The organism is Rhizobium sp. PRIMUS64 (assembly GCF_023006465.1).
GTDB classification, from domain to species: Bacteria; Pseudomonadota; Alphaproteobacteria; order Rhizobiales; family Rhizobiaceae; genus Rhizobium; species Rhizobium leguminosarum.
Genome location: NZ_JALBGX010000095.1, coordinates 1 through 25416, shown reverse-complemented (window position 1 = coordinate 25416; position 25416 = coordinate 1). Strand labels below are relative to the sequence as shown.

Annotated in this window: 30 protein-coding genes and 1 pseudogene; 17 read left to right on the top strand and 14 right to left on the bottom strand. The window is 61.1% G+C overall.

All coding sequences use genetic code 11. From position 1 onward, the window contains the following. The 3 genes from MOV76_RS28205 to MOV76_RS28195 all read right to left on the bottom strand — a co-directional run. Nucleotides 1-527, bottom strand: a 527-nt coding sequence (locus MOV76_RS28205; RefSeq protein WP_247265764.1) for a DUF3313 family protein, incomplete at its 3' end; no start/stop codon positions are given. Nucleotides 528-727: 200 nt separating this feature from the next. After that, a complete protein-coding gene (locus MOV76_RS28200; protein ID WP_247265763.1) occupies nt 728-2083 on the bottom strand; it encodes a HAMP domain-containing sensor histidine kinase in 1356 nt (451 codons plus the stop codon). Then, on the bottom strand, nt 2080-2751 hold the full coding sequence (locus tag MOV76_RS28195; RefSeq protein ID WP_018242549.1) for a response regulator transcription factor: 672 nt from the start codon (nt 2749-2751) through the stop codon (nt 2080-2082). The genes MOV76_RS28200 and MOV76_RS28195 overlap by 4 nt, the downstream gene beginning before the upstream one ends. Nucleotides 2752-2891: 140 nt before the next feature. Here MOV76_RS28195 and MOV76_RS28190 point away from each other — a divergent pair, with 140 nt between their 5' ends. After that, nucleotides 2892-3038: a hypothetical protein gene (locus tag MOV76_RS28190; protein ID WP_018242550.1), complete on the top strand. Its 147-nt coding sequence runs from the start codon at nt 2892-2894 to the stop codon at nt 3036-3038. 14 nt (nt 3039-3052) lie between these two features. Here the strand turns inward: MOV76_RS28190 and MOV76_RS28185 are convergent, their stop codons facing one another. Then, the gene (locus MOV76_RS28185) at nt 3053-3595 is read right to left on the bottom strand and encodes an NADPH-dependent FMN reductase (RefSeq protein ID WP_247265762.1); all 543 of its coding nucleotides are present in this window, start codon (nt 3593-3595) and stop codon (nt 3053-3055) included. 157 nt (nt 3596-3752) lie between these two features. Between MOV76_RS28185 and MOV76_RS28180 the strand changes: the two genes are divergently transcribed. From MOV76_RS28180 to MOV76_RS28170, 3 genes are read left to right on the top strand one after another with little or no spacing between them, the layout of a single operon-like run. Further along, entirely contained in the window at nt 3753-4772 is a 1020-nt protein-coding gene (locus MOV76_RS28180; RefSeq protein ID WP_247265761.1) for an ATP-binding cassette domain-containing protein, read from the top strand. Continuing rightward, the gene (locus MOV76_RS28175; protein WP_247265760.1) at nt 4769-5569 is read left to right on the top strand and encodes an ABC-2 family transporter protein; all 801 of its coding nucleotides are present in this window, start codon (nt 4769-4771) and stop codon (nt 5567-5569) included. Before MOV76_RS28180 ends, MOV76_RS28175 begins: the two co-directional genes overlap by 4 nt. 2 nt (nt 5570-5571) lie before the next feature. After that, entirely contained in the window at nt 5572-6375 is an 804-nt protein-coding gene (locus tag MOV76_RS28170; RefSeq protein WP_247265759.1) for an ABC transporter permease, read from the top strand. Between the two features lie 25 nt (nt 6376-6400). Here MOV76_RS28170 and MOV76_RS28165 read toward each other — a convergent pair whose 3' ends face one another. Beyond that, nucleotides 6401-6922 carry a helix-turn-helix domain-containing protein gene (locus MOV76_RS28165; RefSeq protein ID WP_027684032.1) on the bottom strand — a complete coding sequence of 174 codons (522 nt, stop codon included), beginning with the start codon at nt 6920-6922 and terminating at the stop codon, nt 6401-6403. An 89-nt stretch (nt 6923-7011) separates the two neighbouring features. On the opposite strand from MOV76_RS28165, the gene MOV76_RS28160 reads away from it, so the two are divergent. Together MOV76_RS28160 and MOV76_RS28155 are read left to right on the top strand one after the other, a co-directional pair. Beyond that, nucleotides 7012-7653 carry a dihydrofolate reductase family protein gene (locus MOV76_RS28160; RefSeq protein ID WP_247265758.1) on the top strand — a complete coding sequence of 214 codons (642 nt, stop codon included), beginning with the start codon at nt 7012-7014 and terminating at the stop codon, nt 7651-7653. 279 nt (nt 7654-7932) lie between these two features. Then, the gene (locus MOV76_RS28155; protein WP_247265757.1) at nt 7933-8136 is read left to right on the top strand and encodes a hypothetical protein; all 204 of its coding nucleotides are present in this window, start codon (nt 7933-7935) and stop codon (nt 8134-8136) included. 158 nt (nt 8137-8294) lie between these two features. On the opposite strand, the gene MOV76_RS28150 is transcribed toward MOV76_RS28155, so the two are convergent. Next, nucleotides 8295-8939, bottom strand: coding sequence for a TetR family transcriptional regulator (locus tag MOV76_RS28150; RefSeq protein WP_018242558.1), 645 nt, complete (start codon nt 8937-8939; stop codon nt 8295-8297). An 88-nt stretch (nt 8940-9027) separates the two neighbouring features. Between MOV76_RS28150 and MOV76_RS28145 the strand changes: the two genes are divergently transcribed. Continuing rightward, the gene (locus MOV76_RS28145) at nt 9028-9681 is read left to right on the top strand and encodes an O-methyltransferase (protein ID WP_247265756.1); all 654 of its coding nucleotides are present in this window, start codon (nt 9028-9030) and stop codon (nt 9679-9681) included. Nucleotides 9682-9750: 69 nt separating this feature from the next. Here the strand turns inward: MOV76_RS28145 and MOV76_RS28140 are convergent, their stop codons facing one another. Continuing rightward, a complete protein-coding gene (locus MOV76_RS28140; protein ID WP_247265755.1) occupies nt 9751-10371 on the bottom strand; it encodes a TetR/AcrR family transcriptional regulator in 621 nt (206 codons plus the stop codon). A gap of 130 nt (nt 10372-10501) precedes the next feature. Here MOV76_RS28140 and MOV76_RS28135 point away from each other — a divergent pair, with 130 nt between their 5' ends. Continuing rightward, complete coding sequence (locus tag MOV76_RS28135; protein WP_018242560.1) at nt 10502-11533, top strand: aldo/keto reductase; 1032 nt, start codon at nt 10502-10504, stop codon at nt 11531-11533. 257 nt (nt 11534-11790) lie between these two features. On the opposite strand, the gene MOV76_RS28130 is transcribed toward MOV76_RS28135, so the two are convergent. After that, on the bottom strand, nt 11791-12666 hold the full coding sequence (locus MOV76_RS28130; RefSeq protein ID WP_247265754.1) for a helix-turn-helix domain-containing GNAT family N-acetyltransferase: 876 nt from the start codon (nt 12664-12666) through the stop codon (nt 11791-11793). Nucleotides 12667-12728: 62 nt separating this feature from the next. On the opposite strand from MOV76_RS28130, the gene MOV76_RS28125 reads away from it, so the two are divergent. Beyond that, nucleotides 12729-13625, top strand: coding sequence for a hypothetical protein (locus MOV76_RS28125; RefSeq protein WP_247265753.1), 897 nt, complete (start codon nt 12729-12731; stop codon nt 13623-13625). Nucleotides 13626-13709: 84 nt separating this feature from the next. On the opposite strand, the gene MOV76_RS28120 is transcribed toward MOV76_RS28125, so the two are convergent. Next, nucleotides 13710-14087 (bottom strand): helix-turn-helix domain-containing protein, encoded by a 378-nt coding sequence (locus MOV76_RS28120; protein WP_182563339.1) that lies wholly within the window; start codon nt 14085-14087, stop codon nt 13710-13712. Nucleotides 14088-14218: 131 nt separating this feature from the next. Here MOV76_RS28120 and MOV76_RS28115 point away from each other — a divergent pair, with 131 nt between their 5' ends. After that, nucleotides 14219-15058, top strand: coding sequence for an SDR family oxidoreductase (locus tag MOV76_RS28115; protein ID WP_130716919.1), 840 nt, complete (start codon nt 14219-14221; stop codon nt 15056-15058). 117 nt (nt 15059-15175) lie between these two features. Continuing rightward, a complete protein-coding gene (locus MOV76_RS28110) occupies nt 15176-15544 on the top strand; it encodes a hypothetical protein (RefSeq protein WP_028733200.1) in 369 nt (122 codons plus the stop codon). A 17-nt stretch (nt 15545-15561) separates the two neighbouring features. Here MOV76_RS28110 and MOV76_RS28105 read toward each other — a convergent pair whose 3' ends face one another. After that, nucleotides 15562-16029: an Lrp/AsnC family transcriptional regulator gene (locus MOV76_RS28105; protein WP_028733201.1), complete on the bottom strand. Its 468-nt coding sequence runs from the start codon at nt 16027-16029 to the stop codon at nt 15562-15564. Nucleotides 16030-16153: 124 nt separating this feature from the next. Here MOV76_RS28105 and MOV76_RS28100 point away from each other — a divergent pair, with 124 nt between their 5' ends. Together MOV76_RS28100 and MOV76_RS28095 are read left to right on the top strand one after the other, a co-directional pair. Beyond that, complete coding sequence (locus tag MOV76_RS28100; RefSeq protein ID WP_028733202.1) at nt 16154-17365, top strand: argininosuccinate synthase; 1212 nt, start codon at nt 16154-16156, stop codon at nt 17363-17365. A 245-nt stretch (nt 17366-17610) separates the two neighbouring features. Continuing rightward, a complete protein-coding gene (locus MOV76_RS28095; protein WP_018242568.1) occupies nt 17611-17784 on the top strand; it encodes a hypothetical protein in 174 nt (57 codons plus the stop codon). 96 nt (nt 17785-17880) lie between these two features. On the opposite strand, the gene MOV76_RS28090 is transcribed toward MOV76_RS28095, so the two are convergent. Then, nucleotides 17881-18471 carry a TetR/AcrR family transcriptional regulator gene (locus tag MOV76_RS28090; RefSeq protein WP_247265752.1) on the bottom strand — a complete coding sequence of 197 codons (591 nt, stop codon included), beginning with the start codon at nt 18469-18471 and terminating at the stop codon, nt 17881-17883. A 132-nt stretch (nt 18472-18603) separates the two neighbouring features. Here MOV76_RS28090 and MOV76_RS28085 point away from each other — a divergent pair, with 132 nt between their 5' ends. Further along, a complete protein-coding gene (locus tag MOV76_RS28085; RefSeq protein WP_130716927.1) occupies nt 18604-19434 on the top strand; it encodes an SAM-dependent methyltransferase in 831 nt (276 codons plus the stop codon). Nucleotides 19435-19475: 41 nt separating this feature from the next. On the opposite strand, the gene MOV76_RS28080 is transcribed toward MOV76_RS28085, so the two are convergent. Further along, entirely contained in the window at nt 19476-19859 is a 384-nt protein-coding gene (locus MOV76_RS28080) for a VOC family protein (protein WP_168331962.1), read from the bottom strand. A gap of 217 nt (nt 19860-20076) precedes the next feature. Here MOV76_RS28080 and ubiA point away from each other — a divergent pair, with 217 nt between their 5' ends. Beyond that, nucleotides 20077-20991: a 4-hydroxybenzoate octaprenyltransferase gene (gene ubiA, locus MOV76_RS28075; RefSeq protein WP_247265751.1), complete on the top strand. Its 915-nt coding sequence runs from the start codon at nt 20077-20079 to the stop codon at nt 20989-20991. Nucleotides 20992-21013: 22 nt separating this feature from the next. Next, nucleotides 21014-21790: a phosphodiester glycosidase family protein gene (locus MOV76_RS28070; protein ID WP_168331964.1), complete on the top strand. Its 777-nt coding sequence runs from the start codon at nt 21014-21016 to the stop codon at nt 21788-21790. A gap of 188 nt (nt 21791-21978) precedes the next feature. Here the strand turns inward: MOV76_RS28070 and MOV76_RS28065 are convergent. After that, nucleotides 21979-23859, bottom strand: a pseudogene (locus tag MOV76_RS28065) (ABC transporter ATP-binding protein). Nucleotides 23860-24085: 226 nt separating this feature from the next. Here MOV76_RS28065 and MOV76_RS28060 point away from each other — a divergent pair. After that, nucleotides 24086-24487, top strand: coding sequence for a GFA family protein (locus MOV76_RS28060; RefSeq protein ID WP_193446624.1), 402 nt, complete (start codon nt 24086-24088; stop codon nt 24485-24487). Between the two features lie 78 nt (nt 24488-24565). Here the strand turns inward: MOV76_RS28060 and MOV76_RS28055 are convergent, their stop codons facing one another. Beyond that, nucleotides 24566-25039 carry a VOC family protein gene (locus MOV76_RS28055; protein WP_247265750.1) on the bottom strand — a complete coding sequence of 158 codons (474 nt, stop codon included), beginning with the start codon at nt 25037-25039 and terminating at the stop codon, nt 24566-24568. Between the last annotated feature and the right edge of the window lie 377 nt (nt 25040-25416).

The window sequence follows — 25416 nt, the reverse complement described above, 5'->3', positions numbered from 1 at the left end:
CCGGCCGGCAGCCGCGGCACGCCGACCGGCAGCACGAAACCGGTACCGACGGTCACGACGGTCGAAACACCGGCCATCGCCTTGTTGGTCGGCACGATGTCGGTGACGACCGAGCGGATTGTCAGGTCCGCCGGCTGGCCGGCTGAGACCAGCTGATATTTGTCGCTGAGCGAAATGCAGAGCGCCCGGTCCAGCGCGTTCGCCACCATCACGCGGTCGGCGTCCGATTTGACGCGGGTCGCGGCGCTGAAAGCGAAGGTCGTCGGCACGATGCTCACCGTCTTTGCCGGGCTAAGGCGCGTCCCATCGACATAGACGCGCGATTTCGACAGTTTGCCCTTCGGCGCGCCGAGATTGCCGTAGGAAGAAAGCGTGCCGGCCTCCTTCAGTGGCACCGAGCTGCAACCGGCCGCGGCCATGGTGAGCGCCAAGGGCAGTGCGAGAGACAAGCCTCTCGACGCCACGGGCAAGGAAAATGGGAATGGATTGCTGCGCACGCTGTCTGGCCTCCGTCGCCGATAGCGCATAACCCCGAATATCGAGATCGATTTTCGGAAAGGATTATGCGCAGTTTAAAGTGCTAGAGCGTGCTTGGCGCGTCCTGTCGGACGCGCGGCGCTCTAGTGTCGGGCGAAAGTGGCGGTCGACAATTGCCGCAACATTACAGATCGCTTCCCAGAGCCTTTCCTGGTCAAAACCAGGGCGGATGCTGCTCAAGCAGGCTGACCTATGCGAGTTCGATCACCACTCGCGTCCCGGCAGCACTGCTCTCGATGCTGACCTCGCCGCCATGATTTGCGGCGACCTGCTTGACGAGGCTGAGGCCGAGACCGGCGCCCCTGCTTTTCGGGGTGACGCGATAGAAAGGCTCGAACACCAGCTCCCGATGTTCGGCCGGAATACCCGGCCCTTCGTCGGTGACGGTGATCCGGCCGCCGCCGGAAGGTGCGCGCGATACCGAAACCGTGATCATCCCCGTGTTGCCGCCGTGGTCGATGGCGTTGCGCACCAAGTTGCTCACCGCCCGCGGCAGCGCGGAAGGGCTGCCCCGGCGTTCAAGGCTCTCCGCCTCGCATAGAAATGAGATTTGATAGCCGTCGGCAATCGCCAGCGGCGCGAGATCGGCAACGACCGTTCGGGCGACTTCGACGAGATCGATCGTTTCGTGCAGATCGATCGCCTGATTGTTACGCTCGAAATCGAGCAGTTGTTCGGCAGTCTCGGCGAGCCGCGCGACGTCATCGAGCAATCGCCTGCGGTCCTGGCCCTCGGGTGTTCCGTCGATCCGCGTCTGCATGATCGCGATCGGCGTCCTGAGTTCATGCGCGGCATCGATCAGGAAGTGTTGCCGTTTGCGGAATTCATTTTCCAGCCGGTCAAGCGCCTCGTTGAAGGCAATCACCAGCGGGGCCACCTCCTTGGGGATGCCGTCCAGAGGCAGGCGTGCATCGTAGCGGCGAGGTTCGATCTCCGATGCCTTGCGGGCAACCTCGCTGACACTGGCCAGGGCACGCCTGACAATTCGCGGAACGGCAAGAAAAACCGCCGGCAAGGCGACGGTGAGCAGCGAGACATAGATCGGATAGACGGCGCCCATAAGGACAAGAACGGGCCAACCCTTGTCGGCGACGCCGCCAAACAGAACACGGAGCTCGCCTATGGCAGTCTCCACGTTTTCAACGGACGCGATCTCGTTGGTGCCGACCGATCCCCTGATGTCTGCGCCCTGGAACAAATGGGTGAGATGCGCAAGTTCACTATAGGCTGCAGGAATGGCGCCATAGGATACCGAAGAACCGTTCGTCGTGGCGGCGACATACCAAAGCCCGTCATACTGCTCCTTGAGCGACGCCAGCTCTGGCGTATCGCGTATTTCAAGCTGGCCCTGCGCATCGAGCGCGACGGACCGGGCCAGTACCGCGGTGACATGATCCTCCAGCGCGACGTTGGGAGAAAGGATCGTCGCACCATAAACACAGAGACCGAAGATCACCGCCGCCACCACGGCGACGAATACAATGCTGAGTTGCCAGCTCAGCCGCCACCAAAGCGATGGATTGGTGTATTGCGCCTTGGTCATCATTCTTCCTTCATGAGGTAACCGACGCCGCGAATGTTATGGATCGCGACGCCGGCCCCAGCATCGATCAGCCGCTTGCGCAGCCGCGATATATGCGCGTCGAGCGCGTTCGACTGGATTTCCTCTTCGTAGTTGTAGACAGCCGCTTCGAGCGTCGAGCGCAGCACGGTCTTCTCCTTGCGCCTTGCGAGTGCCGCCAGCACCAGAAGTTCGCGCCGGGGCAGGTCCAGCGGCACGGCATCGACGGTGACGCTCAGATGCAGCGGGTCGATCACCATCCGTCCGGCAGTGATCTTGAGTTCGGCCAGTTCAGGCGATCGCCGCAGCACGGCTCTCAACCGCGCCATCAGCTCCTCGACCAGGAACGGCTTGCCGAGATAGTCGTCGGCCCCGAGGTCGAGGCCTTCGATCCGCTCCTTCGGTTCGTTGCGCGCCGTCAGCACGATGATCGGCGTATCCTTGCCCGTCCGCCTGAGCTCCGGAATGAAGCTCAGCCCCTCCCCGTCAGGCAGACGCCGGTCAAGCAGGATCGCATCGTAGAGGTTCTGCCGCGTCAACTCGACGGCGTCTGCCAGATGCATCGTGTGGTCGGTGACGATCCCATGTTTGCCGAGCGCGGCCGACAGCGCCTCGGCCAGCTCCCTCTCATCCTCTATCAGCAGTATCCGCATCGCCCGTCCATTGTCTCGCTAACCCCCTCTGTCTGCCACAAGGGTTGCAGCAGCATTGCGGAGCTTGCAAGGCAGCCGGTCATGCTGCTGCAATTGTTGAGGTCCAGCACAAGGAATATTCGCGGCAGCTGGAGATCAAGATGATCCGACCTATCCTTCGTCTCCTGACGAGACACTTCCTCTCCGCCTTCATCCTCGCCGCACTGCTCGCAGCCCCGCTTGTCATTCTGCACACCCTTCACGACAAATCGGCGTTCGAGAGCGGCCTTCTGATGGAGGTTCGATGATGGAGAGGCGAGCCTCAGGCAGTCTCGGCGTCTGCCCTGCAATAGGCCGAGAATGCGTGAAGATAGGCCTGCACCCTGGAACGGTTCTCCGCTGTCTCGATGCTTCGAAGCACCTCGGCTGGATCCAGTTTCATCAAAGGGAGCCGGAGGTAGATATCCTCCGCGAAACGGTCGGTGATGGTCGCAAGAACGGTGCGAAGACCTGCCAGCATGTCATCACCTCGATGCGAGGCGTGCAGCAAGGCGATCGGCTTATGAACGATCTCATCTCCCGATACGAGCCAGTCGATCGCATTCTTGAGGCCGCCGGGGATGGATCGCACATATTCCGGGCTGGCAATGATCACCCCGTCGCTCTTGGCGATCACATCTATGAAATCCCTCACCGCCTCCGGTAGAGATTCTCCCTCGAGGTCAGGCGAGAATACCGGCAACCGTCCGACGCCATCGAAGATCGAAACCTCGATATCACTGGGCGCTATGGCACGGATCGCCCGCAGCATAGCCGTATTGGTGGAATTGAGCCGGGCGCTGCCGGATATTGCGAGAATCCTCATGATCCTAACAGGAATCGATTGATCATGGCTGTCAACGCAAAAGGCCAGGTTCGATTGAGTAACGCCAAAAAAGCGACTTTTGCTTGAACTGGCCGAACCCCGCGTTAGCTTGGATGCTGCTGCCGAATCGGCTGGAATTACCCTCGAGGAAATACACATGACGGCTTTGATCGAGGCACGGGGCGTCAGCAAACGCTTCCGGCAGCACAAGCGATTTCCGGGCTTGCTGGGCGCGCTGAAAACGTTGGTGACCAACGAATATACGGAAGTCCTGGCCGTTTCCGACATCGGTTTCGACATCGCGGCGGGCGAAGCCGTTGGCTATCTCGGCCCCAATGGCGCTGGCAAATCCACGATGATCAAGATGATGACCGGCATCCTGGTGCCGAGCGCCGGCACGCTCTCGGTGCTCGGCCGGACGCCACATCTCAGGCGGATGGACAATGCGCGCGAGATCGGCGTTGTCTTCGGCCAACGCAGCCAGCTGTGGTGGGATCTGCCGTTGGTCGACAGTTTTACCTTGCACCAGCGCATCTATGATATTCCCGTCGCGCGTTATGCGGATAATCTCCGGCGATTCAGCGAATTGCTCGACTTGACGCCCTTTCTCGACCGCGCGGTGCGCCAGCTCAGCCTCGGTCAGCGCATGCGCGCCGAGATCGTGATGTCACTGCTGCACGACCCCAAGATCCTCTTTCTGGACGAACCGACCATCGGTCTTGATGTGGTCGCCAAGGATGCGGTTCGGCGCTTTCTCGCCGAAATCAACCGCGAGCGCGGCGTCACCATCATTCTCACCACCCATGACCTGCAGGACATCGAGACCATCTGCCCGCGGCTGATCATGGTCGATCACAGCAGGCTCATCTTCGACGGCGAGTTGAAGAGCCTGCGCGCGGCATTGGGCTCTGCCCGGCGGCTGACACTCGAATTTGCCAGTGACCCTGGACCGCTGCCATTGCGCACAGCGGCTCTCGTCAGCGACGAGGGCTTGCGCAAGAACTATCTCATCGAGCGAGAAGACATCTCGCTGGTCGCAATCCTGTCGGAGGTCGGCAGCGGACGCGACCTCAAGGACGTGGCGCTGCACGAGCCCGACATCGAAGAGGTCATCCGCACCTTCTACCAGCGCCGCAACGCCGACCGGCGTAGCAATGCCAAGGCCCGGGCATCATGAGCGCCTATTTCGCCTTCGCGCGCAGTTCCTTCCATTCGCAACTCGCCTACCGCAACGAAGTATGGGCCAATATCTTCGGCAAACTCGTGCAGGTCTTTGCGCGTGTCGCTATCTGGCAGGCGGCCTATGCCGGCGTCGGCGCAATCGTGGTCGACGGGGTCTCCCTGCAGCAGATGGTGACCTATGCGCTGCTCGGCGGCGCCGTGATGGGCGCAACCCGCCCCGAAAGGATCATTGGCGAGATCGGCCGGTCGCTCAAAACAGGCGATGTCGCGGTCTGGCTGCTCAAGCCCTTATCCTATCCGCTCTATCTCTTCGCCAACGAATGCGGCAGCTTTGTTTATCGCCTGATGACCCAGGTCATTCCGACCGTCGCCTTCACCGCGTTGTTTTACGGCATGCTGCCGCCGGCAAGCCTGTTCGATGGCCTGATGTTCATCGCCTTCTGGGCGCTATCCTTTACGCTGCTGTTCCTGATGTCGGCGCTCTTCGGCCTCGTCGCCTTCTGGCTGATGACGAGCTTCTCGCTGGACTGGATCCTGGGCGCCCTTCTGCAATTGTTCTCGGGCCTACTGATACCGTTCTGGTTCTTCCCGGAACCGCTGGCTGCGATTGCCCGCCACCTGCCCTTCGCCTGGGTGGTCTATTATCCCAATGCCGTCTATCTCGGCAGGCTTTCCATGGCCGATGTCTGGCTCCATCTCGGCCTGGGCCTTGTCTGGGCCGCGTTGTTCCTTGCCGGCGTCAGCTGGCTGTGGCGCCGGGCCTCCGGCCGCATCACCGTGCAGGGAGGTTGATTGTGCTCATTCGTCACCTGCGCGTCCTTCCGCTGCTGGTCCGGATGCATGTCCGCTCCCAGATGGAATATCGCGGCGCCTTCTGGCTCGACCGTCTTGCGCAGATCCTTTCCTATGGCAGCGTCTTCGCCACCATCGGCATCCTGCTCGCCCGCTTCGACACGCTCGGCGGCTGGACCTGGCCGGAGCTTGCCCTGCTCTTTAGTTTCCAGCTGCTCGCTTATTCGCTCGGCGCCGCGATGAGTTTCGTGCAATTGCGCGATCTCGAAGAACTGGTGCGGCTCGGCACTTTCGACACACTGTTGGTCAAGCCTTTCAGCCCCTGGGCCTATCTGGTCTTTTCCGGCCTCAACATCAGCTATACCGGCCACGTCATCCTCGCGGTGGTGCTGATGGGCTGGGCGGTCCTGTCCGTCGACTTCGCCTGGTCGGTCTGGTCCGTGTCGTTCCTCGTTGCTGCGCTCATCAGCGCAACGCTGCTGACCGCTGCCCTTATTACCATGATCGGCGCCACGGCGCTGATCTGGGTACGCTCCAACCACCTTTTCTCGATCTTCTTCGGCTTTTGGGAATTGACGCGCTACCCGCTCAACATTTTCCCCGGCGGCATACAAACCATCCTCATAACCGCGGTTCCGCTCGCCCTGACCAGTTCCGTCCCTGTCGGCGCCCTGCTCGGCAAGCCCATCCCGATCCTCGGGGATTGGGCCGGGCCAGCATCTCTTGTGGCCGGCCCGATTTGGGTGTTGATAGCAATCGCTCATTGGCGCTACGCCACAGGCAAATACCAGGGCGCCGGAGGCTGATCGGGCTGACTGCTTTCCTGTATATTCAGGATGCCTGCGACAATGATCTCGCGCGAACCTCTAGGAATGCCGCCGTCAGCTTCGCCAGCACGGGCGAGGTGCATGTTCCGTTGGCGCCGCCGATCGGATCAACAATGTGGATCTGCCTGAGATCGTCCATGAACTCGTCCCAGAGCGGCGGCCCGCCTTCTTCGAGAAGCTGCGCGCGGATGCTCAGTTCCTCGCTCACAGGTAGATGGCGCCGCCCCCAAGCGCCGATCATGGCGAAGACGGGAACGAGCTGAATCGCCGGCTCCAGGAGGCTGTAGATCGCTTTCTGACTGTGGCTCGGATCGTCCCGCTTGCTGATGAACCCTAGCGAAAGCAGACGCTTCAGCCTGGCGGCGAGAATGTTGGAGGCGATCCCCTCCTCCGAATGAGTCAGAAGATCGCGGAAATGGCGGCGATTGCCAAACATGATGTCCCTGATGATGATGAGGCTCCACCGGTCGCCCAGCACTTCCATCGTCAGGTTGATCGGGCAACCCGACCGCAGTTCGATATCCACGATATTCTCCTATTAAAAACTGGTTGCAATATAGGATCACTTATGCGACAACGCAACCAGTTTCAAATTGCAATCATATGGAGGAGAGCATGCCCAAGGTTCGTGTCGCAGCATTTTCCCTTTCCGTAGATGGTTTCGGCGCCGGGCCGGAGCAAAGCATGAGCGATCCGCTGGGCAAGCGGGGGACGGAGATGTTCGAATGGTTTTTCCGCACCCGCACCTTCCGCGCGATGATCGGAAAGGACGGCGGTTCTGAAGGCGTTGACGAGCATTATGCGGCTCGCGGCATGGCCAATTTCGGCGCCTTCATTCTCGGGCGCAACATGTTCGGCCCCATCCGCGGCGAGTGGCCGGATGACGCCTGGAAAGGCTGGTGGGGGCCGAACCCGCCCTATCATGCGCCGACCTATATCCTGACGCATTATCCCCGCGAACCGATCGTCATGGAGGGCGGCACGACGTTTCACTTCGTCACCGGCGGCATCGAGGAAGCGCTTGACAAGGCGGTGGCTGCGGCCGGCGACAAGGACGTGAAAATCGGTGGCGGCGTCAGCACCGTCCGCCAATATCTGCAGGCCGGCCTGATCGACGAATTGCATTTCGCCATCTCGCCGGTCGTCCTCGGCAAGGGCGAAGCGATCTTCACGGGCATCGACCTCCCGGCCCTCGGCTTCCGCGTTGCCGAGCATGTCGCAACCGAACACGCCACGCATATCGTGCTCGCGAAATGAACGCGCCCCGGTCGGTATCCTAGGCGCGTCCAGATGGAATACCTCGGCCGCATCGAAGGAGTCAGCAACATCAAGACGAAAATCCGTTGCAGAAGATCAAACAATCCTGGCAGGTGACCCGCTCACGGCCGCCTGCCGGGATCGTTCGGCTGTCACCAAGCCGTGTCAAAATGGCCGTGGTATTGCCGCGGAATGAGCGTAGAGTAAACGCCATCGGAACATCGACACGACCGCTTGAGAGACCATAGGTGCTCTTGCCGCTTCATGGAGGGTACGAAGATGCTCCTGTCGCTCATCTCGCTCAATGATGATGAAATAACCATCGTCACCGATGCCGTTCGGCAATGGTGCTGCGAGAGGAAGCTCGACATCGACAGCATCGAAGGACGCCACGCCATCACCGTCGCCGTCGATCTCGTCCAGATGAACACCGACTGCGACAGGCTTTTTGCCGGGCTGTCGAAGCAACTGGACCACCAGTAGGACCTACTCCATCCATTGAGGCACCATAGCATTCTGCGATGACAGGCGCTGGAATGCAGCGCTTTCGCTTGCCATCCCCTCACACCGCCACCTCGCGCCAGCGCCCCGGAGTACCAGGGTGTTGGGAGCACCGGGCCCAATGGAGCGCAGCCGGAACATCATGCCCCGTCCCGGCCAGCCCCAAGCTGTTCGAGGTAGGCACAGAACATATCGGCCATGGCGTCGGCATAGGCGTCGATCTCGGCAGCGCTTCGGGGTGCCTCCGAGAACTGCTTGCCCACCGTGCCGAGCGTCGTGGTGATCAGGTCGCCGGCAAGGGTCCGGGTCGCCTCCGGCGCGTAGGGTAAAGCCTCCTGCATGAATAGCTCGACGATGCGGTCCCCCGATGCCCTCGCCGCCTGCGCCTCCGGCGCATCGCGATAAAGGGGTGCTGCGTCATGGAGCGCCACGCGCATCGCCGCCTCCTCGCACTCCGAGCGGAGGAAGGCATGGACGAGGCGGCGCAGCCGTTCGAGCGGCGGCCTTTGCGCATCGGCGAGGATGCCGCCGAGCATGTCCGTTGTCTGCCGCCATTCGTCGCTCTGCAGCCGGAAGAGGATCGCCGCCTTGTTGGGGAAATACTGGTAGAGCGATCCGATGCTGACGCCCGCCCTTTCGGCCACCCGCGCCGTGGTGAAGCGTTGCGCGCCTTCCCGCGCCAAAACCTGAGCAGCGGCATCCAGGATCGCCGCCACGAGTTCCGCCGAGCGGGCCTGCTTGGGCTGTTTTCGCGAGGAAATCCGGGCTCTTGGGCGATCGGTCATGGCAGCGCTCCGCAATGCGAATAGCAGATGCGACGAATTACTCGTATTTTTCACTCCACACAAGAACCTGTCACCAAGGAGATATGACATGACGACACTGACCACCGCCCCGCTGGCGCCCCTGCTCGATGGCCTATTCGAAGAGGCCGCCACGGCGACGAGCCCGGCAATGTCGGCCCTGTCAGGTGATGAGCGAATGCGCCTGATCGGCAGCAAGACCGAATATCTCGACCTTTACGGGCGCCTCAGGGATCTCTGGCTTCCCGTCTCCAGGGAGGCCGGCGCGCTGCTCTACATGCTGGCGCGAAGCAGCCGCGCACGTACGATCGTCGAATTCGGCACATCCTTCGGCATCTCGACCCTCCATCTCGCAGCCGCGCTGCGCGACAATGGCGGCGGCCGGCTGATCACCAGCGAGTTCGAGCCGTCGAAGCTGGTCCGCGCCCGCGCCAACCTGACGGCCGGCGGCCTCATCGACCTCGTCGAGATCCGCGAAGGCGATGCCCTTAAGACCCTGAGCACCGATCTCCCGGAGGCGATCGACCTGCTCTTCCTCGATGGCGCCAAGGCGCTCTATCGCGATATCCTGGAACTGGTCGAAGACCGCCTGAGGCCATGCGCCCTTATCGTCGCCGACAATGCCGACCTCTGCCCGGAATACCTCGCCCGCGTACGCTCGCCCGCAGCCGGCTACCTCTCGACGCCATTCGAAGAAGATATCGAGCTGTCGATGCGGACCTGATGATCCCAGGCTGTCGCCCGCCCCAACGCATAGCGGCGGCGGGCGACAGCCCGTTTCATCGGCGCATCTTCATCTCGGAACCGCGCCGTAGCGCAGCCCGTCGACCAGCAGGGAAACCATGCGCCGGGCATGTTCAGGCCCTTGGGCGTAGGCGTGCATGCTGAGGCTCGCAGCCGCATTCAGAAGATCCTCGGCAGCGATATCGGTGCGCACCTCGCTGGCGGCAGCGGCGGCGTCGAGAAGCGAGCGAAGGGCGGGATGCAGTCGCTGCTGGAAGTAGGCGGGCAAGGGATCGAAAGCCGGGTTGCCGGAGTGCAGGGCCGCCGCAAGCCCGCGCTTGGCCGCGATGAAATCCACGAACCGCTGCATCCATCTGGCCAGTGCCTCGCCCGGCGCATGTTCGGCTGCAAGGATCGGCGCGGCGTCGGCGCAGGCATCGATTTCGCGGCGGAAGACAGCGACGACAAGATCGGAACGCTCGGGAAAATGCCGGTAGACGGTGCCGATGCCGACGCCGGCCTTCTCCGCAATCTCGCGCACTGGGGCGTCGACGCCAGAACTCGCAAATACCGCCATTGCCGCCTGAAGCAGTCCGTCGAGATTGCGTTTGGCGTCGGCGCGCACGGGCTTCTCCGCTCTTTCCCCAGCTCGCCGGCCGTCCTCCTGCTCTTTTCTCTCGTCGCTCATCATTCACTCACTTGCGAAACGGAACATTGTTCCGTATATAAACGGAATGCGGTTCCGCTTATGTAACATGGCGTGACGGTGTTGGCCACATCGACGCGCACGAAGTCCGCCTCCCCAATAAAAGGAACAGACCATGCAATACCGCACGCTTGGAAGAACCGGCATCAAGGTCAGCCCCTATTGCCTCGGCGCGATGATGTTCGGCGCTGCTGGCAATCCCGACCACGAGGATTCGATCCGGATCATCCACAAGGCGCTCGATGCCGGCATAAACTTCATCGACACCGCCGATATCTACAGCCGCGGCGAATCCGAGGAGATCGTCGGCAAGGCGCTCAAGGGCCGGCGCGACGACGTCGTGCTCGCCACCAAGGCGCATCTGCCGATGGGCGACGACCCAAACCGCCAGGGCAACTCCCGCCGCTGGCTGACGCGGGCGGTCGAGGAGACGCTGCGCCGCCTGCAGACCGACCATATCGATCTCTACCTGATCCACCGGCCAGCCCCCGATACCGACATCGAGGAGACGCTATCCGCCCTTACCGACCTCATGCGGGCGGGAAAGGTGCGGGCGCTGGGATCGTCGACCTTTCCCGTTTCGGAAATCGTCGAGGCGCAATGGGTTTCCGAGCGCCGCGGGCTGGCCCGCTTCCGCGTCGAGCAGCCGCCCTATTCGATCCTCAACCGCGGTATCGAACGCGAGGTTCTGCCCGCCTGCGAGCGTTACGGAATGGGGGCGATGGTGTGGAGCCCGCTGGCGATGGGCATGCTCACCGGCAAGTATCGCAAGGGTGCACCGCAACCCGACAGCGCCCGCGCCAAACGCTTCCCCAGGCAGATGAACGACGAGCGCCGGCTGGACGCGGTCGAACGGCTCATCCCGCTCGCGCAGCAGGCAGGGCTTTCGCTGGCACACATGGCGATGGCCTTCGCTATCGCCCATCCCGCCGTCACCTCGGCAATCATCGGCCCGCGCACGATGGAGCACTTTGACGATCTGCTTGCCGGCGCCGGGGTGAGCCTGACGGACGAAATCCTCGACCGGATCGACGCGATCGTCCCGCCCGGCACCGACACCGGCCCGCTGGAGGCAGCCTACAACCCGCCTGCGGTGACACAGCCGAACCTGCGCCGCCGCCCGCCCGCCGAGCGCTTCGCTGCCTGATTCTCAGGGGTGAGGCCCGGTCCTGCGAAGCAGGAGCGATCGATCCAGTGAATCGATTGCAGGGCCGAGCGCCCTCAGCCATGCGAAGGGCCAGGCGGCGCCTTCCTCCCTCCTTCCTGTGCTCGCCACAGGAAGGAGGGAGGAGCATGGGGAACATCTGCTATCACCTTGACTGGTGTTCCGTTTCAAATTGCCGAAGGGCCAAAAACACGGACGTTCGCACGATCAACATTTTGACAGCACAAAGCGACCTTCGCTTAAAGGCGTTTTTCAAAGAACGTGTCCGGGTATGGGTCATCATTGAAACGTTCGATCTCGCTCCAGCCAGTTCCGCGATAAAGCCGTGTTGCCTCGGGCAGAGCGCTATTCGTATCCAGACGCAGGAGCTTGATGGACAGCTCGCGCGCGATGTTCTCGGCGGCCGTCATAAGGCGCGTTGCGAGCCCAAGGCCACGCGCGGATGGGGCGACCCAGAGCCTTTTGATCTCCGCGACTTCACCGCCATTGCCCTTCAGCCCGACACAGCCGATCGGCAGGCCATCCGACATGGCCACCAGGAACGCACCGTGCGGATGGATCATATCCTTGGCGTCGGGATCGCGAGAAAGCGCCACATCGAAACCCTTCTCGAAGCGGCGTGCAAGTTCGCCGTAGTATTCGTTCAGACAATAGCTGGCGTCCTCGTGCCGAGGGTCTTTCTCCTCGAGCACGATCTGCTCACGTCTCAGCGAGGAAGCGACGATATCCATGGCGCGCAGCAGTTCGTCCGGGCGACGATGGCGCGCCAGAAGCGATTTCGCCTGCGCATTGGAAAGCGCTTCATAAGCCAGAAACTCGGAACGGCCGGTTTCAGTCAGCCTGGCAACGCGGCGACGCGCGTCCTGCGGGTTCGACACCGTCTCGATGAGCCCCTCCTCTTCCAGACTGCGCAGCAGACGGCTCATCAAGCCAGAGTCAAGACCGAGATAATCGCGGATCACCGCAACATCCGATTGCCCCCGGCCGATCGAATTGAGGACGCGGGCAGCACCCAGCGGACGGCCGCGTCCGAGGAAAGACGTATCGAGAGCGCCGACTTCGGAGGTAACGGCACGGTTGAAGCGACGGACACGAGAGATAGGATCGCAAGCCATATTATCTGACTTTAGTCAGGTAATTGATCCTGTCAATTCAAAGCATTCCAAGGGACACGCAAATGAGCCGCGCGCTCCCCGCCATCCGCCTTGCGCGCTACCATCCCCTCGCCTATGGGAATGGCAACGTTCCCAAGGCCCCTTCCGTGTTCCGTTTTGCTTTCCACGCCGTGATCGTTCTCATTCTGACGTTGCTGACGCAGATCGGCGGCATCGCCTATCTCGTGACGCTGGCCGCCTCACGCGCCTGCGGCCTACGGCGATTTCCGGCAAAGCTTGCGATCTTCCTGCTTTGCTATGGCAGCGCCACGCTTGCCGCAAGCCTCGCCGCTCCGATCTTCGGACGGGTTCCCCTCTCCTGCGTCGCCGGCGCCGCAGACAGGCTCGTGATCCGCTCCCCGATCTATTGCCTGTTGAACCGCAACTACGTCACCCCGGACATGCGCGATCTCGCAAAGGCGCTTGCCACGCACATGGATAAGGAATTTCCGGGAACCGTCACGGTCGCGCTGGATGCGAATTTCCCTTTCGTGAGAGGCTTTTCGCTGCTGCCGCATCTGTCGCATGCCGACGGGAAAAAGCTCGACTTCGCCTATTATTACAAGAATGTGGACGGTGACTTCCTGAATGGCGCCACCCGTTCCCCGATCGGCTATTTCGCCTTCGAGCAACCCGCCCCCGGCGACAAACTGCCATGCGAAGGGCGCAACGACTGGCTCACCACCCGCTGGAACTTCGATGCACTGCAGCCCCTGTTTCCGGCCTATCGGATCGAGGAGCAGCGCACATCGGCCGCGATCGGCTGGTTGACGAGCGAAGGTGTGACGCGCTTCGGCTTGCAAAAGATCTTCATCGAGCCGCATCTGAAGAACGCGCTTGGGATCACCGACAGCCATATCCGCTTTCAAGGCTGCCGCGCCGCCCGCCACGACGACCATATTCATATCCAGGTCGAGTGATCCTCTCGACGGCGCCTTCGGCCCAGACCCTCTGGAGCGGCGGCGCACAGTATAGATCGCCGTCGCGGCTCCTTTCCCGAGTTGTCAAACTGGGTGGGTTTCGTCATAGGCACGCTGTGCTGCAAAGATGGCGTCCATATTCTTCTCGGCCCAGTGGGCAAGAGCGGAAACGGTATCCGTCAGGGTGTTCCCCAGCGGCGTCAGCGCATATTCGACGGTCACCGGCACGGTCGGAAAGATCGTGCGAGAGATCAGCCCGTTGCGCTCCAGCTTCCGCAGCGTCTGGGCCAGAACCTTCTGCGATATGCCCTTGATATCGCGGCGGATGTGGTTGAAACGCACCGGCCCGGCTTCCAGCCGGTCGAGAATGAGCAGCGCCCATTTGTCCGCCAGCCGGTCCAGCACCAGCCGCGTCGGGCAGCGGTCCTCATAGACGTTGTAGGCCTGTTGCATCGCCGTCATCTGCTTTTCCCTTCCCGAAGCGGTTTCCCGGAGGAAACCAGGTGACAAAAAAGTGCTCTCTTTTCCAACCCGAAATTACCTGTATCTATCCAATAGTAAGATAGTTTCTAATGGATACCAAGGAGAGTGACATGAGCAACAAGATTCTCGTTCTCGGCGCGACGGGCACCGTCGGCAAGCATGTCGTGGATGGGCTTCTAGCGAAGGGTGAGGCCGTCAAGGCCGCTTCCCGCACGGGCAAGCCCGTGGCGGGCGCCGAGGGCGTCGTCTTCGACCATGGCAAGCCGGAAACCCATGGCCCAGCCTTCGAGGGCGTCGACCGCGCCCATGTGCTTCTGCCTTCCGGTTATGTCGATGCCAAGGGCCTGCTGCTGCCCATCATCGAAGCGGCCGCCAGCCGCAAGGTAAAGGTCGTGTTCCAGAGCGTTTTCGGCGTCGACGCCGACGACTCCATTCCCTATCGCCAGGTCGAGATCGCCCTGGAAACGTCAGGCACACCTTACGTCATCCTGCGCCCGAACTGGTTCGCCGACAATTTTCACACCTTCTGGAAGGCCGGCATCGACCATGGCCAGATCGCGCTTCCGGCCGCCGAGGGTAAGTCCGGCTTCATCGACGCCCGCGACATCGCGGCAAGCGCCGTGGCCACCCTTACCTCCGCGGCCTTCGACGGCAAGGCGTTCAACCTGACCGGGCCGGAAGCCCTGTCCTATGCTGAGGCCGCCGCCATCCTTTCCGCGGTCATCGGCAAGCCGATCGCTTACAACGCCATCACGGACGACGCCTTCATCGGCATTCTCACCGGCGCTGGTGTACCGGCCGACTATGCGAGCTTCCTCGCTTCAATCTTCTATCCGGTTCGCCAAGGCTGGACGGCCGTCGTGACCGGCGATGTCGAGACGCTGACGGGCAAGGCACCGCGTTCGTTGAAGACTTACGCGGCAGATTATGCCGCAGCGCTGAAGGCGTAATTGCAAACAAAGTCGCAGGCGGCGGTGTCCGCCGTCTGCCCTCCATGCAATGATAAACGGAAGTCCGGCAATCGCCGCTGCAGCCGCCCCAGGCGACATCCCTCAGGGAGCCATGCCATGCGTTCAGCCCTCGCGATCCTCTTCCTGATCGAAATCTGTCTTTATGCCACTGCCTCGCTCACCCATGCCGGGTTCGTCCTCGAAGGCCACGAACACCGACAGGCGATGATTGCCGAAGCGGTGATATCGGCCGTCCTCCTTCTCGGCCTGATCTCGCTCAACCTTGACCGACCGTGGAGCCGAATGGCTGCGATCTCGGCCCAGTCCTTCGCCCTCCTCGGCACCCTCGTCGGCGCCTTCACCATCGCCGTCGGTGTCGGCCCGCAAACCACGCTCGATTACATCACCCATGCCGTGATGATCCTGCTCTTGGTCACCGGCCTCGCCTGGCTGGCAAGCAACCGGAACGCCTCTCCCTTAGGATAGGGATCGAGCCACGACGCCTATCCCAACGGCAGCTCGAAGCTTCGCTTCAGCGTTTCCATCGGCACGTCGGTCTTGACGCTGAGGACGCTCGGGATGCGCGTCAGGTGATCGGCCTGAAAACGCCAGTAGCTGTGCAGATCGGCGGTGACAATCCGAAGCACGGCATCGCATTCCCCTGTCGTCAGGTAGCATTCCATCACCTCGGGAAACCGCCTGACGGCTTCGGCGAACCGGAGCGTCACCTCGGCGTCCTGGGTCTTGAACCACACGCGAGCAAAAACCGTCAGCCCCGCCCCGACCTTTGCAGGATCCAGCACGGCGACGTAGCGATCGATGATCCCGGCCTCTTCCAGCAGCCGGACGCGACGCAGGCAGGGCGAAGGCGATAGGCCTACCTCCTTCGCCAGATCGACGTTCGAAATACGCCCGTCACGCTGAAGCACGCGCAGGATATGACGATCGATCGGGTCCATGATGACTGGCATTTTATAGCTCCGATTGATTCAACAATGGCATTATATGCCAAACTTTCGCAATTTTACGGATGCTTCGCAAGCTCATTGCGCAGGACTTGGCCTATCGTTCCAGCATTGAGACGGAGATGGGTAAATGACGAAGCTAGAAAAAATTGTGCTTTCTTATTCGGGCGGGTTGGATACCTCGATCATCCTCAAATGGTTGCAGGAAACCTACGGATGCGAGGTGGTGACTTTCACCGCCGATCTCGGCCAGGGCGAGGAGCTCGAGCCGGCACGCGCCAAAGCGGAGATGTCAGGGGTCAATGACATCCGTATCGTTGATCTGCGTGAGGAGTTCGTCAGCGATTTCGTCTTTCCAATGCTGCGGGCGAACGCGCTCTATGAGGGGCAATATCTGCTGGGCAGTTCCATCGCACGGCCGCTGATTGCCAAGCATCTGGTCGGCATAGCCCGGGAGGTTGGCGCGCATGCAGTTGCCCATGGTGCGACAGGCAAGGGCAATGATCAGGTCCGGTTCGAGCTGGCCGTCAATGCGCTCGACCCGTCGATTAAGATCATTGCTCCATGGCGCCAATGGAACATCCGCTCCCGCATGCAGCTTCTGGAATATGCCGAGAAGCATCATATCCCGGTGCCGAGCGACAAGCGCGGCGAGGCGCCGTTCTCGATCGACGCCAACCTGCTGCATACCTCGACCGAGGGCAAGATTCTCGAAAATCCGGCGGAGGTCGCGCCCGATCATGTCTATCAGCGCACGGTCGATCCCGTCGACGCTCCCGACACGCCTGAGATCATCACCATCGGTTTCGAGAGGGGCGATCCGGTTTCGGTGAACGGCAAGTCCATGACACCGGCCGCATTGCTGACCGAACTCAATGGACTGGGCGGCCGGCATGGCATCGGGCGGCTCGATCTGGTCGAAAACCGTTTCATCGGCATGAAGTCGAGGGGAATATACGAAACGCCGGGAGGGACGATCCTGCTCACGGCGCATCGCGGCATTGAATCGATCACGCTCGATCGCGCCGCAGCGCATCTGAAGGACGAGATCATGCCCCGCTACGCCGAGCTGATCTATAACGGCTTCTGGTTCGCGCCCGAGCGGGAAATGCTGCAAGCCTTGATCGACCAAAGCCAAACCTTCGTCAGCGGCGAAGTGACGCTCAGGCTCTACAAGGGAAGCGCTTCGGTCATCTCGCGCGCCTCCCCCTTGTCACTCTACTCCGCCGACCTCGTCACCTTCGAGGAAAGCGCCATCGCCTACGATCATCATGATGCCGAAGGCTTCATCAGGCTCAACGGCTTGCGGCTCAGGAGCTGGGCGGCCCGCAACGGCAGATGACCGCTCGATCTTCAGCGCACTAACGCTCACGACTAATGCCCACATTGACGGCACCTTCCTTCGTGGCTGACCGGGGCAGTCAAGGCATCCAAGGAGAAGCGCGAATCCAATTTCAAACGATTTTAAAAAAGCAGCTCGGCAAGTTAATCGATTTTAATTTTATCGTTAAAATTTTCTTGTTGCGGCGCACAAGAATTTAGACATTAATTTTTTCGGATGCTCAGTTTATTCGTTGGAGAACTCGCATGACTGTGACATTTCCGCTAACCGAAAAGCGCGATGCGGAGACATTGCTGAAACACTTGACGTTGCACAATCTCAGCTTTCCGGGAAACTGCGTCGTGTCGCTCAAGGCGCACGTCGCCCAGGTCTCATCCTCTCATACAACAGCGCTCGGCACCGCCCGTACCGCCTGGTAGGGATTAATGTCGCCGCATCGCCGTCGACAATAGGATCGAAGCAATCCTGGCTGGATCGCCCACGCGGAGATGGATGAAGCCGAGCGCGTCGACAGCTTATCTCGCGGCAGGCAGCCCCATGCCGGCGAGCTTCAGGATATCCTCGACCTTTGCGTCGGGATCGGCGCCGGGTTCGACCTGGCCGTCTATCATCAGCAAGGCAAGGCCATGCGTCAGAGACCAGAGAAAGAGCGCGGCGTTCGGCACGTCCCCGGGCGTCAGGCGCTTTTCCAGGTCGTCCTTCATCTGCCGGTAGACCTGCATTCGCAGGGCGCGTATTGCCTCGTTTCCCTTGGAATAGGCCTGAAAACCCTCCCCGAACATCAGCCGGTAGAGACCGGGATTCGCGCGGGCAAAGGCGACATAGGCGATGCCGCCGGCAAGCAGATTGCGCCGAGGACCGGCTAGGGCGGCATCGATGCTTTCGCTGAGTTCGACAAACCCTTGTTCGGCGAGTGCTGCCGCGATGGAATCCAGGCTGTTGAAATAGTGATACGCCGCCGGAGCCGAGACGCCGGAGCGGCGACCGATCTCCCGTATGCTCAGCGCAGCCGGGCCTCCCTCCTCCAGCAGCGCCCTCGCCACGGACAGCAGCGCGGGGCGTAGGTTGCCATGATGGTAGCGGGTCGATCCGTCGTGCGTGGCCATGTCTCGATCTAATCTTTACATCGTTAAAATCATGCCCTAGCCTTCCCGCGATGACAAGGTATCCGCCGCGGTTCGGGTTCCGGCAAGCTTCCTGCCCGCGCCAGCAGCAGATTTACAGAGAAAGAGGCTTTCATGCGAGCATCGGAACCAAGCCGCACCGCGATCGGCGCGGCCGCCTATCGAGCAGCGCACCAGAGCGTGGATGGCGGCGCCATCTTCTTAGACCCCTATGCCCGCCGGATCCTCGGCGAGGAGGCCTGCGCCGAGGCAGACTTGAAAGCCCAGGACCCCTCCACGCGATCTTTTCGCCTGTTCATGGCGGCGCGAAGCCGATATGCCGAAGATTGCCTTGCCCTCTCCTTTGCAAGGGGCGTCAGGCAAGCCGTCATCCTCGGCGCCGGGCTCGACACCTTTGCGCTGCGCAATCCCCATGCCGGCCTGAAGGTCTTCGAAGTCGATCATCCTGCCACGCAGAGCTGGAAGCAGATGCGGCTTGACGAGACCGGACTGACGCAGAGCCTACCAACATTCGTTCCTGTCGATTTCGAACATGAGGATTTGAAAGCGCGTCTCATCGATTCCGGCCTCGAGCCCGAGACGCCGTCCTTCTTCATCTGGCTTGGCGTCGTGCCCTATCTCAGGGAGGCGTCAGTCTTTGCCTTGCTACGCTTCGTCGTCGGCCTGCCGAGCGCATCCATCGTCTTCGACTATAGCGAACCCCTCGAAAACTATTCGCCCGAACGCCGTGCCCGCGCCGCGGAAATGGGAGCGCGCACGGCCGCGGTCGGCGAGCCATGGCTGACGCACTTCGATCCCGAGGACCTTGCGAACCGACTGCTGAGCTTGGGCTTCACATCCCTGGAGGATATCGGTCCGACCGAAATGGCAAAACGCTTCTTCGGCCTCCCCAGGGATGCGCCGGATCGCGGCGCCGGTCCCCACGTCATATTCGCCGGGAAATAGGGAAATCCCCGAGATGTCGAGTTACGGCAATCGAGCTGGCCTCAGCCGTCGTAGACGACAGCAATCTTGTTTCCGGCGGGGTCACGCAGGTAAGCGGAATACCAGTTCGGTCCGTAGTGCGGACGTAGACCAGGCGCGCCCTCGTCCGTTCCGCCGTTGGTCATGGCAGCGTCGTAAAAAGCGTCCACCTCGGCGCGGGACTTGGCCATGAAACCAACCATCGAGCCATTTCCGGCGCTCGCCGGTTCGCCGTCGAACGGCGTGCAAACCCATAGAACGAAACCTTCACCCTTCCCGCCTTCGGAATAGGCGCTCCATCCGGGAAACTCTCGATGTTTGCTCCATCCGATCGTTGCCAAGCTCGCATCATAGAAGCCATTCGATTTGACGGAATCGATTGCGCCGACGGTTGCGTAGACACTCATGATCTTCCCTTTCGCTGCTCCAAGATCGGGAGAATTCATATCGCAAGCATATGAACACAACAAGAACATATAGCTGCGTTTTCCGCAGAAGGTCAGCGACCAATCGCAAACGGACGGTTATTGCCGTGGCTGCAAAAAATTCTATTCTGGGCAACGCCGATGGCGACTAAAACCTGAGGCTTCACGGCTATTTGCGACAGGAAATTTGGATCACATCATGACGACTCTGAGCCGCCCCGATCTCAGCGATATCCACCGTGGCGACTGGGTGGATCGCCGGCTGCCGGCCGCATGGCGGCCATATACGCGGTTGGCGCGGCTGGATCGCCCGGTCGGAATATGGCTGACGCTCTTCCCGTGCTGGGCCGCCCTTATCCAGGCATCCCACGGTCTCCCGGACCTCAGGCAATTGGCGATCTTCTCTCTCGGCGCTCTTCTGATGAGAAGCGCCGGTTCCACGGTCAACGACATTGCTGATCGGAAGTTTGACGGCCATGTCGAGCGGACCCGCTTTCGGCCCTTGGCAAGCGGAGAGATCGCCACGCTGCCGGCCTTTATCTTCCTGACCGTTGAATTCGCACTGGCAGCGTCGCTTCTGTTTTTCCTGACGCCTTACACCCGCCTCATCGCGATATATGTGCTGCCGCTCGTCTTTGTCTATCCGCTCTGCAAGCGCTTCACCCACTGGCCGCAGGCCGTCCTGGGCGCGGCGTTCAATTGGGGGATGCTGATGGCATGGGCCGAGGCTGCCGGACATATCCCGGTCGGCGCCGTGCTGATGTGGGCCGGGGCCATCGCCTGGCAGATCGGCTATGATACGATCTATGCCTATGTCGATCTAAAGGATGACACCCGTCTTGGCCTGAAATCGACGGCAATTCTGTTCGGCCGGCACGGCAAGACCTTTATCGGCCTATTCTATGCTCTGGCGGTCGGCGCGTGGTCGCTCGGGGGCTGGCTGTTGGAAATGTCGCCGCCTTATACTGTCGGAATGCTGGTGATCGCCGTCCATCTTGCCTGGCAGACCCGGCGGATCGATCTTGCCCGCCCGGACATGAATTATCGCCTGTTCCTGGCGAATATCCTGACTGGGGTGCTGCTCGCCTGCACGGCTTTGTCAGGCACATGGTGAGCAGCTCGAGGACGTAGCACCAATGACCTGTCTCAAACATGGCGTGTTCGCCGCGGCCATCATGCTGGCAGCAACGATGACATCCCTGCATCAGGCGCATGCGCAACCATGCGAGCAGGAAAGCTTCGAAGAGGCGAAATACGTCATTTGCACTCTGGAACCGGGCAAAGCCGACCTGCGATTGTTCTGGAAGAACGCCGATGGCGCGCCATACCGCACTTTTTCAAGCCTAGCCGAAGCCGTTCGCGCCAAGGGGCGAACGCTGACTTTTGCCGTTAACGCCGGGATGTATCGGGCCGATTTTTCGCCGATGGGACTTTATGTCGAGAACGGCAGGGAATTGAACCCCGCCAATACGACGGAGGCCGAAAGCTCAGCCGGTCAGGTGCCGAATTTTTATAAGAAGCCGAACGGCGTGTTCTTTCTGGGTCAAGCAGGCGCTGGAATACTCCCGACCGAGGAATTTCTGAAACGCCGGCCAAAGGTGCGGTTCGCCACCCAGTCCGGCCCGATGCTTGTCATCGCCAACAAGCTGAACCCGATCTTCATCGTCGGCTCGACAGACCGGACCCGCCGCAGCGGTGTCGGAACCTGCGAGCGCGGCTCGGTTCGTTTCGCGATCAGCGAAGACGGAGTGAATTTCCATGATTTTGCACGCCTCTTCCGCGATCATTTGAAATGCCCAGACGCGTTGTTTCTCGATGGCGGACGGGGTGTCGGACTTTACAATCCTGAAATGGGCCGCAACGACCGGTCTTGGCACGGCGGCTACGGCCCTATCTTCGGGCTTGTCGAGTAGCGCCAGTCTGCCGCGGCGGGCTGGATTCCTGTGACGAGCACTTGAGCGAGGGGGATATAGCGGCGCTCGTAGCAACACAGGGCATGTGGCACGGTCGCCCCGCCATTCGGGTGCAATGCGAGCACTTCGACCTGCAGGGCAGAGGTCGTCCGAGGAGAGGCCTCGCGTTGCCGTCATAGGCCACTCGGTCAGGTCGCAGGCGAGACCGGCAAGGGTTCGTCGATGTCTTCGGGAATGAAGCCGCCGGTCTGGCGTTTCCATAGGCGCGCGAACAAGCCGTCGCGTTCGACCAGTTCGTCCGGCCTGCCCTCCTCCACGATGCGCCCGTGATCGAGCACGACGATCCGGTCCATCCTGGCAATGGTCGACAGGCGGTGGGCGATGGCGATCACCGTCTTTCCCTCCATGACGAGGTTCAGCCTTTCCTGGATGGCGGCTTCGGATTCGCTGTCGAGGGCGGAGGTCGCCTCGTCCAGCACCAGGATCGGCGCGTCCTTCAGGAGAACGCGGGCGATCGCCACACGCTGGCGCTGGCCGCCCGACAGTTTGATCCCGCGGTCGCCGACGAAGGCATCATAGCCGCTGCGGCCTTCGCCGTCGGAAAGATCGGCTATGAAGACATCGGCGCTGGCCATCTTCGCCACCGCTTCGATCTCGTCCGTCGTCGCCTCCGGCCGGCCGTAGCGGATATTGTCGCCGACCGAACGATGCAGCAGCGCGACGTCCTGCGCGATGACGCCGATGGCGCGGCGAAGGCTTGCCTGCGTGACCGCGCGGATGTCCTGCCCGTCGATCAGGACAGCGCCGTCCTCTATGTCGTAAAAACGCAGCAGCAGGCTGACCAGCGTCGTCTTGCCGGCACCTGAGAGGCCGACGAGCCCTACCTTTTCGCCGGGCCGAACCGTCAGCGACAGGTCATCGATGACAGGCTTGCCGGACTTGTAGGCGAAGCGGACGTTCTCGAAATGGATCTCCCCACGGCTGACCGTCAGTTCGGCCGCATCGGGCCGATCGGTGATGGTGGGCGGTGTTGTCATGACCGGCATGGCATCCTTGATCGTGCCGAGCGCGCGGAAGATCTACTGTCCCATTTGCAGGAAGGTGAAGGATCCTGCCGAGAGGCGTTGGAGGATGTAAACCGTTGCGGCGAAATCGCCCACGGTCAGGAATCGGTCAAACAGCCCCCAGAAACCAATGCCGAGCATGACGAGCCAGAGCACCATGTTGAGGCTGATGACGACGAGTTCGGTTGTCCGGTAGGTGCGCTGTTCGTGGTGAAGCGTATCGACCCCCTTGGACATGATCTTTCTTAGCGCACCTGCCTCGCTGTCTTCAGCTGCAAACTGCTTGACCATCTGGATGTTGCCGTAGATGTCCGTCAGGGCACCGGAGATGAGGCTGTTCTGCTTTGCCGAGCGGCGGGCGCGCTCCGAAAAATCCGGAACGACCTTGATCGCAAAGAGCACGTTGAAGGCAACCCAGAGGATGACTGGCAGCGCAAGCTGCCAGGAGAGCGCGAGCAGAAGAACAACGGAGCCGATGATCTGAAGCAGAAAGCGCGGTGCCGTCTGGAATGCGATCAGGATCTGTTGCTGAACGGCATTGGCGACCTGACCGAGCCGGGATGCGACCTGGCCGGCGAAAAGATCATGGAAGAAGGCGAGGTCCTGCCGCTCGACGGCCTTGTGCCCCTGCCATTGAATCGCAACGGGCAGGCTGATGCCGATCGTGTGCGAATTGAGAATATTGGTGATGTAGAAGAGAATGGGCATCACCGGAAAAAGCAGAAAGGCAAGGACTGCCAGCAGCCGGAAATTACTGTCGACGAAGAGTTCTACGCCTTGTGTCGTCACTCCGTCGACAATGACTGAAAGACCCCAGATGATCGTAAGGTTGATGGCTTCGATGGCCATCGAGGTCAGCGCCATGGTGATGATGACGCCCCGAAACATCGCGATGAAGTGTATGAGGACTGCCACGGGCCCCTTGGTGGGCATCGGCCGGTAGGGGATGTCGAGCGGCCGGATCAAGGTTTCGAAGGGACGATAGATCGCATCTGAAATCGACATGGGCCGCTCGGATCAAAAATCGGGAGGAGGCGTGGACTCAGCTACGCTGGGTCGCAGAAAACCATCTTCCGGCTGCCATCTCAATTAGAAATTTCAGAAAATCTGCCGCCAGGAGGTATCGGTCGCAAGCGCAGGAAGCAGGCGGCGGCGAAAAGCGCCAATTGCGGTCGTCAAGGGATTGGGGCAGATTGCGATCGTTGTATGGTACAGGACGGAACCTACGCTCATGCTGACGGGCTCATGTCATTGCGGCAAGGCGGGCTGGACACTTGAGGGTGATCCCGGCTCGATCACCGCCTGCAACTGCACGCTCTGCAGACGATACGGCACACTGTGGGCTTATGACTACGAAGGAGAGCGCATCGCTCTCACCGGTGAGACCGCCTCCTACACCCGCACAGACAGGGACGAGCCGTCTCTCGAGATCTTGTTCTGCCCATCTTGCGCCTGTGTCTTGAGCTGGCGCGGCCTGCGGCTTCGAAAGGATGGCCGTCGGCGCATGGCCGTCAACATGCGGCTTGCGCCGCCGGATCTCGTTCACGATCTGCCAATCGATCATTTCGACGGCCTGGACACGTTTGAGGACCTGCCTTCCAAAGGGCGCTGCGTACGCGATCTGTGGTTCTGAGCAGACTGCGAAGATCGACACACCGCCGGATCGCGTCAGATGCGAACCCGATAAAAGATCGTTCTGCGCAAGACCACCTCAGCCATGCCGCGCCGCCTCGATCGCCGCAATGTCGATCTTCCTCATGGTCATCATCGCGTCAAAAGCGCGCTTTGCCTGGCCACCGCCTGCCGAGAGGGCTTCGGAGAGGACCCGCGGCGTAATCTGCCAGGACACGCCCCACTTGTCTTTGCACCAGCCGCACTCGCTTTCCTGGCCGCCATTGCCGACGATGGCGTTCCAATAGCGATCGGTTTCTTCCTGATCGTCGGTTGCGATCTGAAATGAGAAGGCTTCGTTGTGTTTGATCGCGGGACCGCCGTTCAGGCCGATGCAGGGAATGCCCGCTACGGTGAATTCCACGACCAGTACGTCTCCTTGCTTGCCGTCAGGATAATCTCCCGGTGCACGGATAACGGCGTCCACGGTACTGTCGGGAAAAGTCGCGGCATAGAAGCGGGCAGCGGCCTCGGCATCCTTGTCGTACCATACGCAGATCGTGTTCTTTGCCATTGCGCGGTCCTCTCGCTCTTCGTTTCGCAATTTTCAGTGAAATAAGAGGCAAACCGTCTTTCTCCAGCCCAGTCCGCGCGATTTCACGCGGACGATTGCCGAGCGCTTAAATTGGTGGAGGCGCCGCCATACCTCCCCTTTCTTCATCCCCGTGCTCGTCAGAGGGATCCAGTGCGCCCAAGTCCTTGGGCGCGGGAGATACTTTTGCAAATGGGAGATTGCGGAACTGTGGATTACAGTTCCGCAAGTGCATTCAGCGTCATCTGCATTCACTTGGCGCCCATGCCGTGGACGCGACGCGATCTAAAACATATTCCGCGCGTCGCTGCGCGGATCGCCGGCCACGCGGTGCGGCTCGTAGAGGCCGCTCCGCGCCT

Bases quoted from the DNA above. Each gene is read 5' to 3' on its own strand.
- MOV76_RS28140 (WP_247265755.1), bottom strand. From the start codon at position 10,371: ATGATGAGCGACGAGAGAAAAGAGCAGGAGGACGGCCGGCGAGCTGGG.
- MOV76_RS28185 (WP_247265762.1), bottom strand. From the start codon at position 3,595: ATGAGGATTCTCGCAATATCCGGCAGCGCCCGGCTCAATTCCACCAAT.
- MOV76_RS28070 (WP_168331964.1), top strand. From the start codon at position 21,014: ATGACCTGTCTCAAACATGGCGTGTTCGCCGCGGCCATCATGCTGGCA.
- MOV76_RS28155 (WP_247265757.1), top strand. From the start codon at position 7,933: ATGCTCCTGTCGCTCATCTCGCTCAATGATGATGAAATAACCATCGTC.
- MOV76_RS28090 (WP_247265752.1), bottom strand. From the start codon at position 18,471: ATGGCCACGCACGACGGATCGACCCGCTACCATCATGGCAACCTACGC.
- MOV76_RS28180 (WP_247265761.1), top strand. From the start codon at position 3,753: ATGACGGCTTTGATCGAGGCACGGGGCGTCAGCAAACGCTTCCGGCAG.
- MOV76_RS28085 (WP_130716927.1), top strand. From the start codon at position 18,604: ATGCGAGCATCGGAACCAAGCCGCACCGCGATCGGCGCGGCCGCCTAT.
- MOV76_RS28195 (WP_018242549.1), bottom strand. From the start codon at position 2,751: ATGCGGATACTGCTGATAGAGGATGAGAGGGAGCTGGCCGAGGCGCTG.
- MOV76_RS28120 (WP_182563339.1), bottom strand. From the start codon at position 14,087: ATGACGGCGATGCAACAGGCCTACAACGTCTATGAGGACCGCTGCCCG.
- MOV76_RS28125 (WP_247265753.1), top strand. From the start codon at position 12,729: ATGAGCCGCGCGCTCCCCGCCATCCGCCTTGCGCGCTACCATCCCCTC.
- MOV76_RS28130 (WP_247265754.1), bottom strand. From the start codon at position 12,666: ATGGCTTGCGATCCTATCTCTCGTGTCCGTCGCTTCAACCGTGCCGTT.
- MOV76_RS28105 (WP_028733201.1), bottom strand. From the start codon at position 16,029: ATGCCAGTCATCATGGACCCGATCGATCGTCATATCCTGCGCGTGCTT.
- ubiA (WP_247265751.1), top strand. From the start codon at position 20,077: ATGACGACTCTGAGCCGCCCCGATCTCAGCGATATCCACCGTGGCGAC.
- MOV76_RS28080 (WP_168331962.1), bottom strand. From the start codon at position 19,859: ATGAGTGTCTACGCAACCGTCGGCGCAATCGATTCCGTCAAATCGAAT.
- MOV76_RS28175 (WP_247265760.1), top strand. From the start codon at position 4,769: ATGAGCGCCTATTTCGCCTTCGCGCGCAGTTCCTTCCATTCGCAACTC.
- MOV76_RS28100 (WP_028733202.1), top strand. From the start codon at position 16,154: ATGACGAAGCTAGAAAAAATTGTGCTTTCTTATTCGGGCGGGTTGGAT.
- MOV76_RS28150 (WP_018242558.1), bottom strand. From the start codon at position 8,939: ATGACCGATCGCCCAAGAGCCCGGATTTCCTCGCGAAAACAGCCCAAG.
- MOV76_RS28055 (WP_247265750.1), bottom strand. From the start codon at position 25,039: ATGGCAAAGAACACGATCTGCGTATGGTACGACAAGGATGCCGAGGCC.
- MOV76_RS28145 (WP_247265756.1), top strand. From the start codon at position 9,028: ATGACGACACTGACCACCGCCCCGCTGGCGCCCCTGCTCGATGGCCTA.
- MOV76_RS28160 (WP_247265758.1), top strand. From the start codon at position 7,012: ATGCCCAAGGTTCGTGTCGCAGCATTTTCCCTTTCCGTAGATGGTTTC.
- MOV76_RS28095 (WP_018242568.1), top strand. From the start codon at position 17,611: ATGACTGTGACATTTCCGCTAACCGAAAAGCGCGATGCGGAGACATTG.
- MOV76_RS28200 (WP_247265763.1), bottom strand. From the start codon at position 2,083: ATGATGACCAAGGCGCAATACACCAATCCATCGCTTTGGTGGCGGCTG.
- MOV76_RS28110 (WP_028733200.1), top strand. From the start codon at position 15,176: ATGCGTTCAGCCCTCGCGATCCTCTTCCTGATCGAAATCTGTCTTTAT.
- MOV76_RS28135 (WP_018242560.1), top strand. From the start codon at position 10,502: ATGCAATACCGCACGCTTGGAAGAACCGGCATCAAGGTCAGCCCCTAT.
- MOV76_RS28190 (WP_018242550.1), top strand. From the start codon at position 2,892: ATGATCCGACCTATCCTTCGTCTCCTGACGAGACACTTCCTCTCCGCC.
- MOV76_RS28115 (WP_130716919.1), top strand. From the start codon at position 14,219: ATGAGCAACAAGATTCTCGTTCTCGGCGCGACGGGCACCGTCGGCAAG.
- MOV76_RS28060 (WP_193446624.1), top strand. From the start codon at position 24,086: ATGCTGACGGGCTCATGTCATTGCGGCAAGGCGGGCTGGACACTTGAG.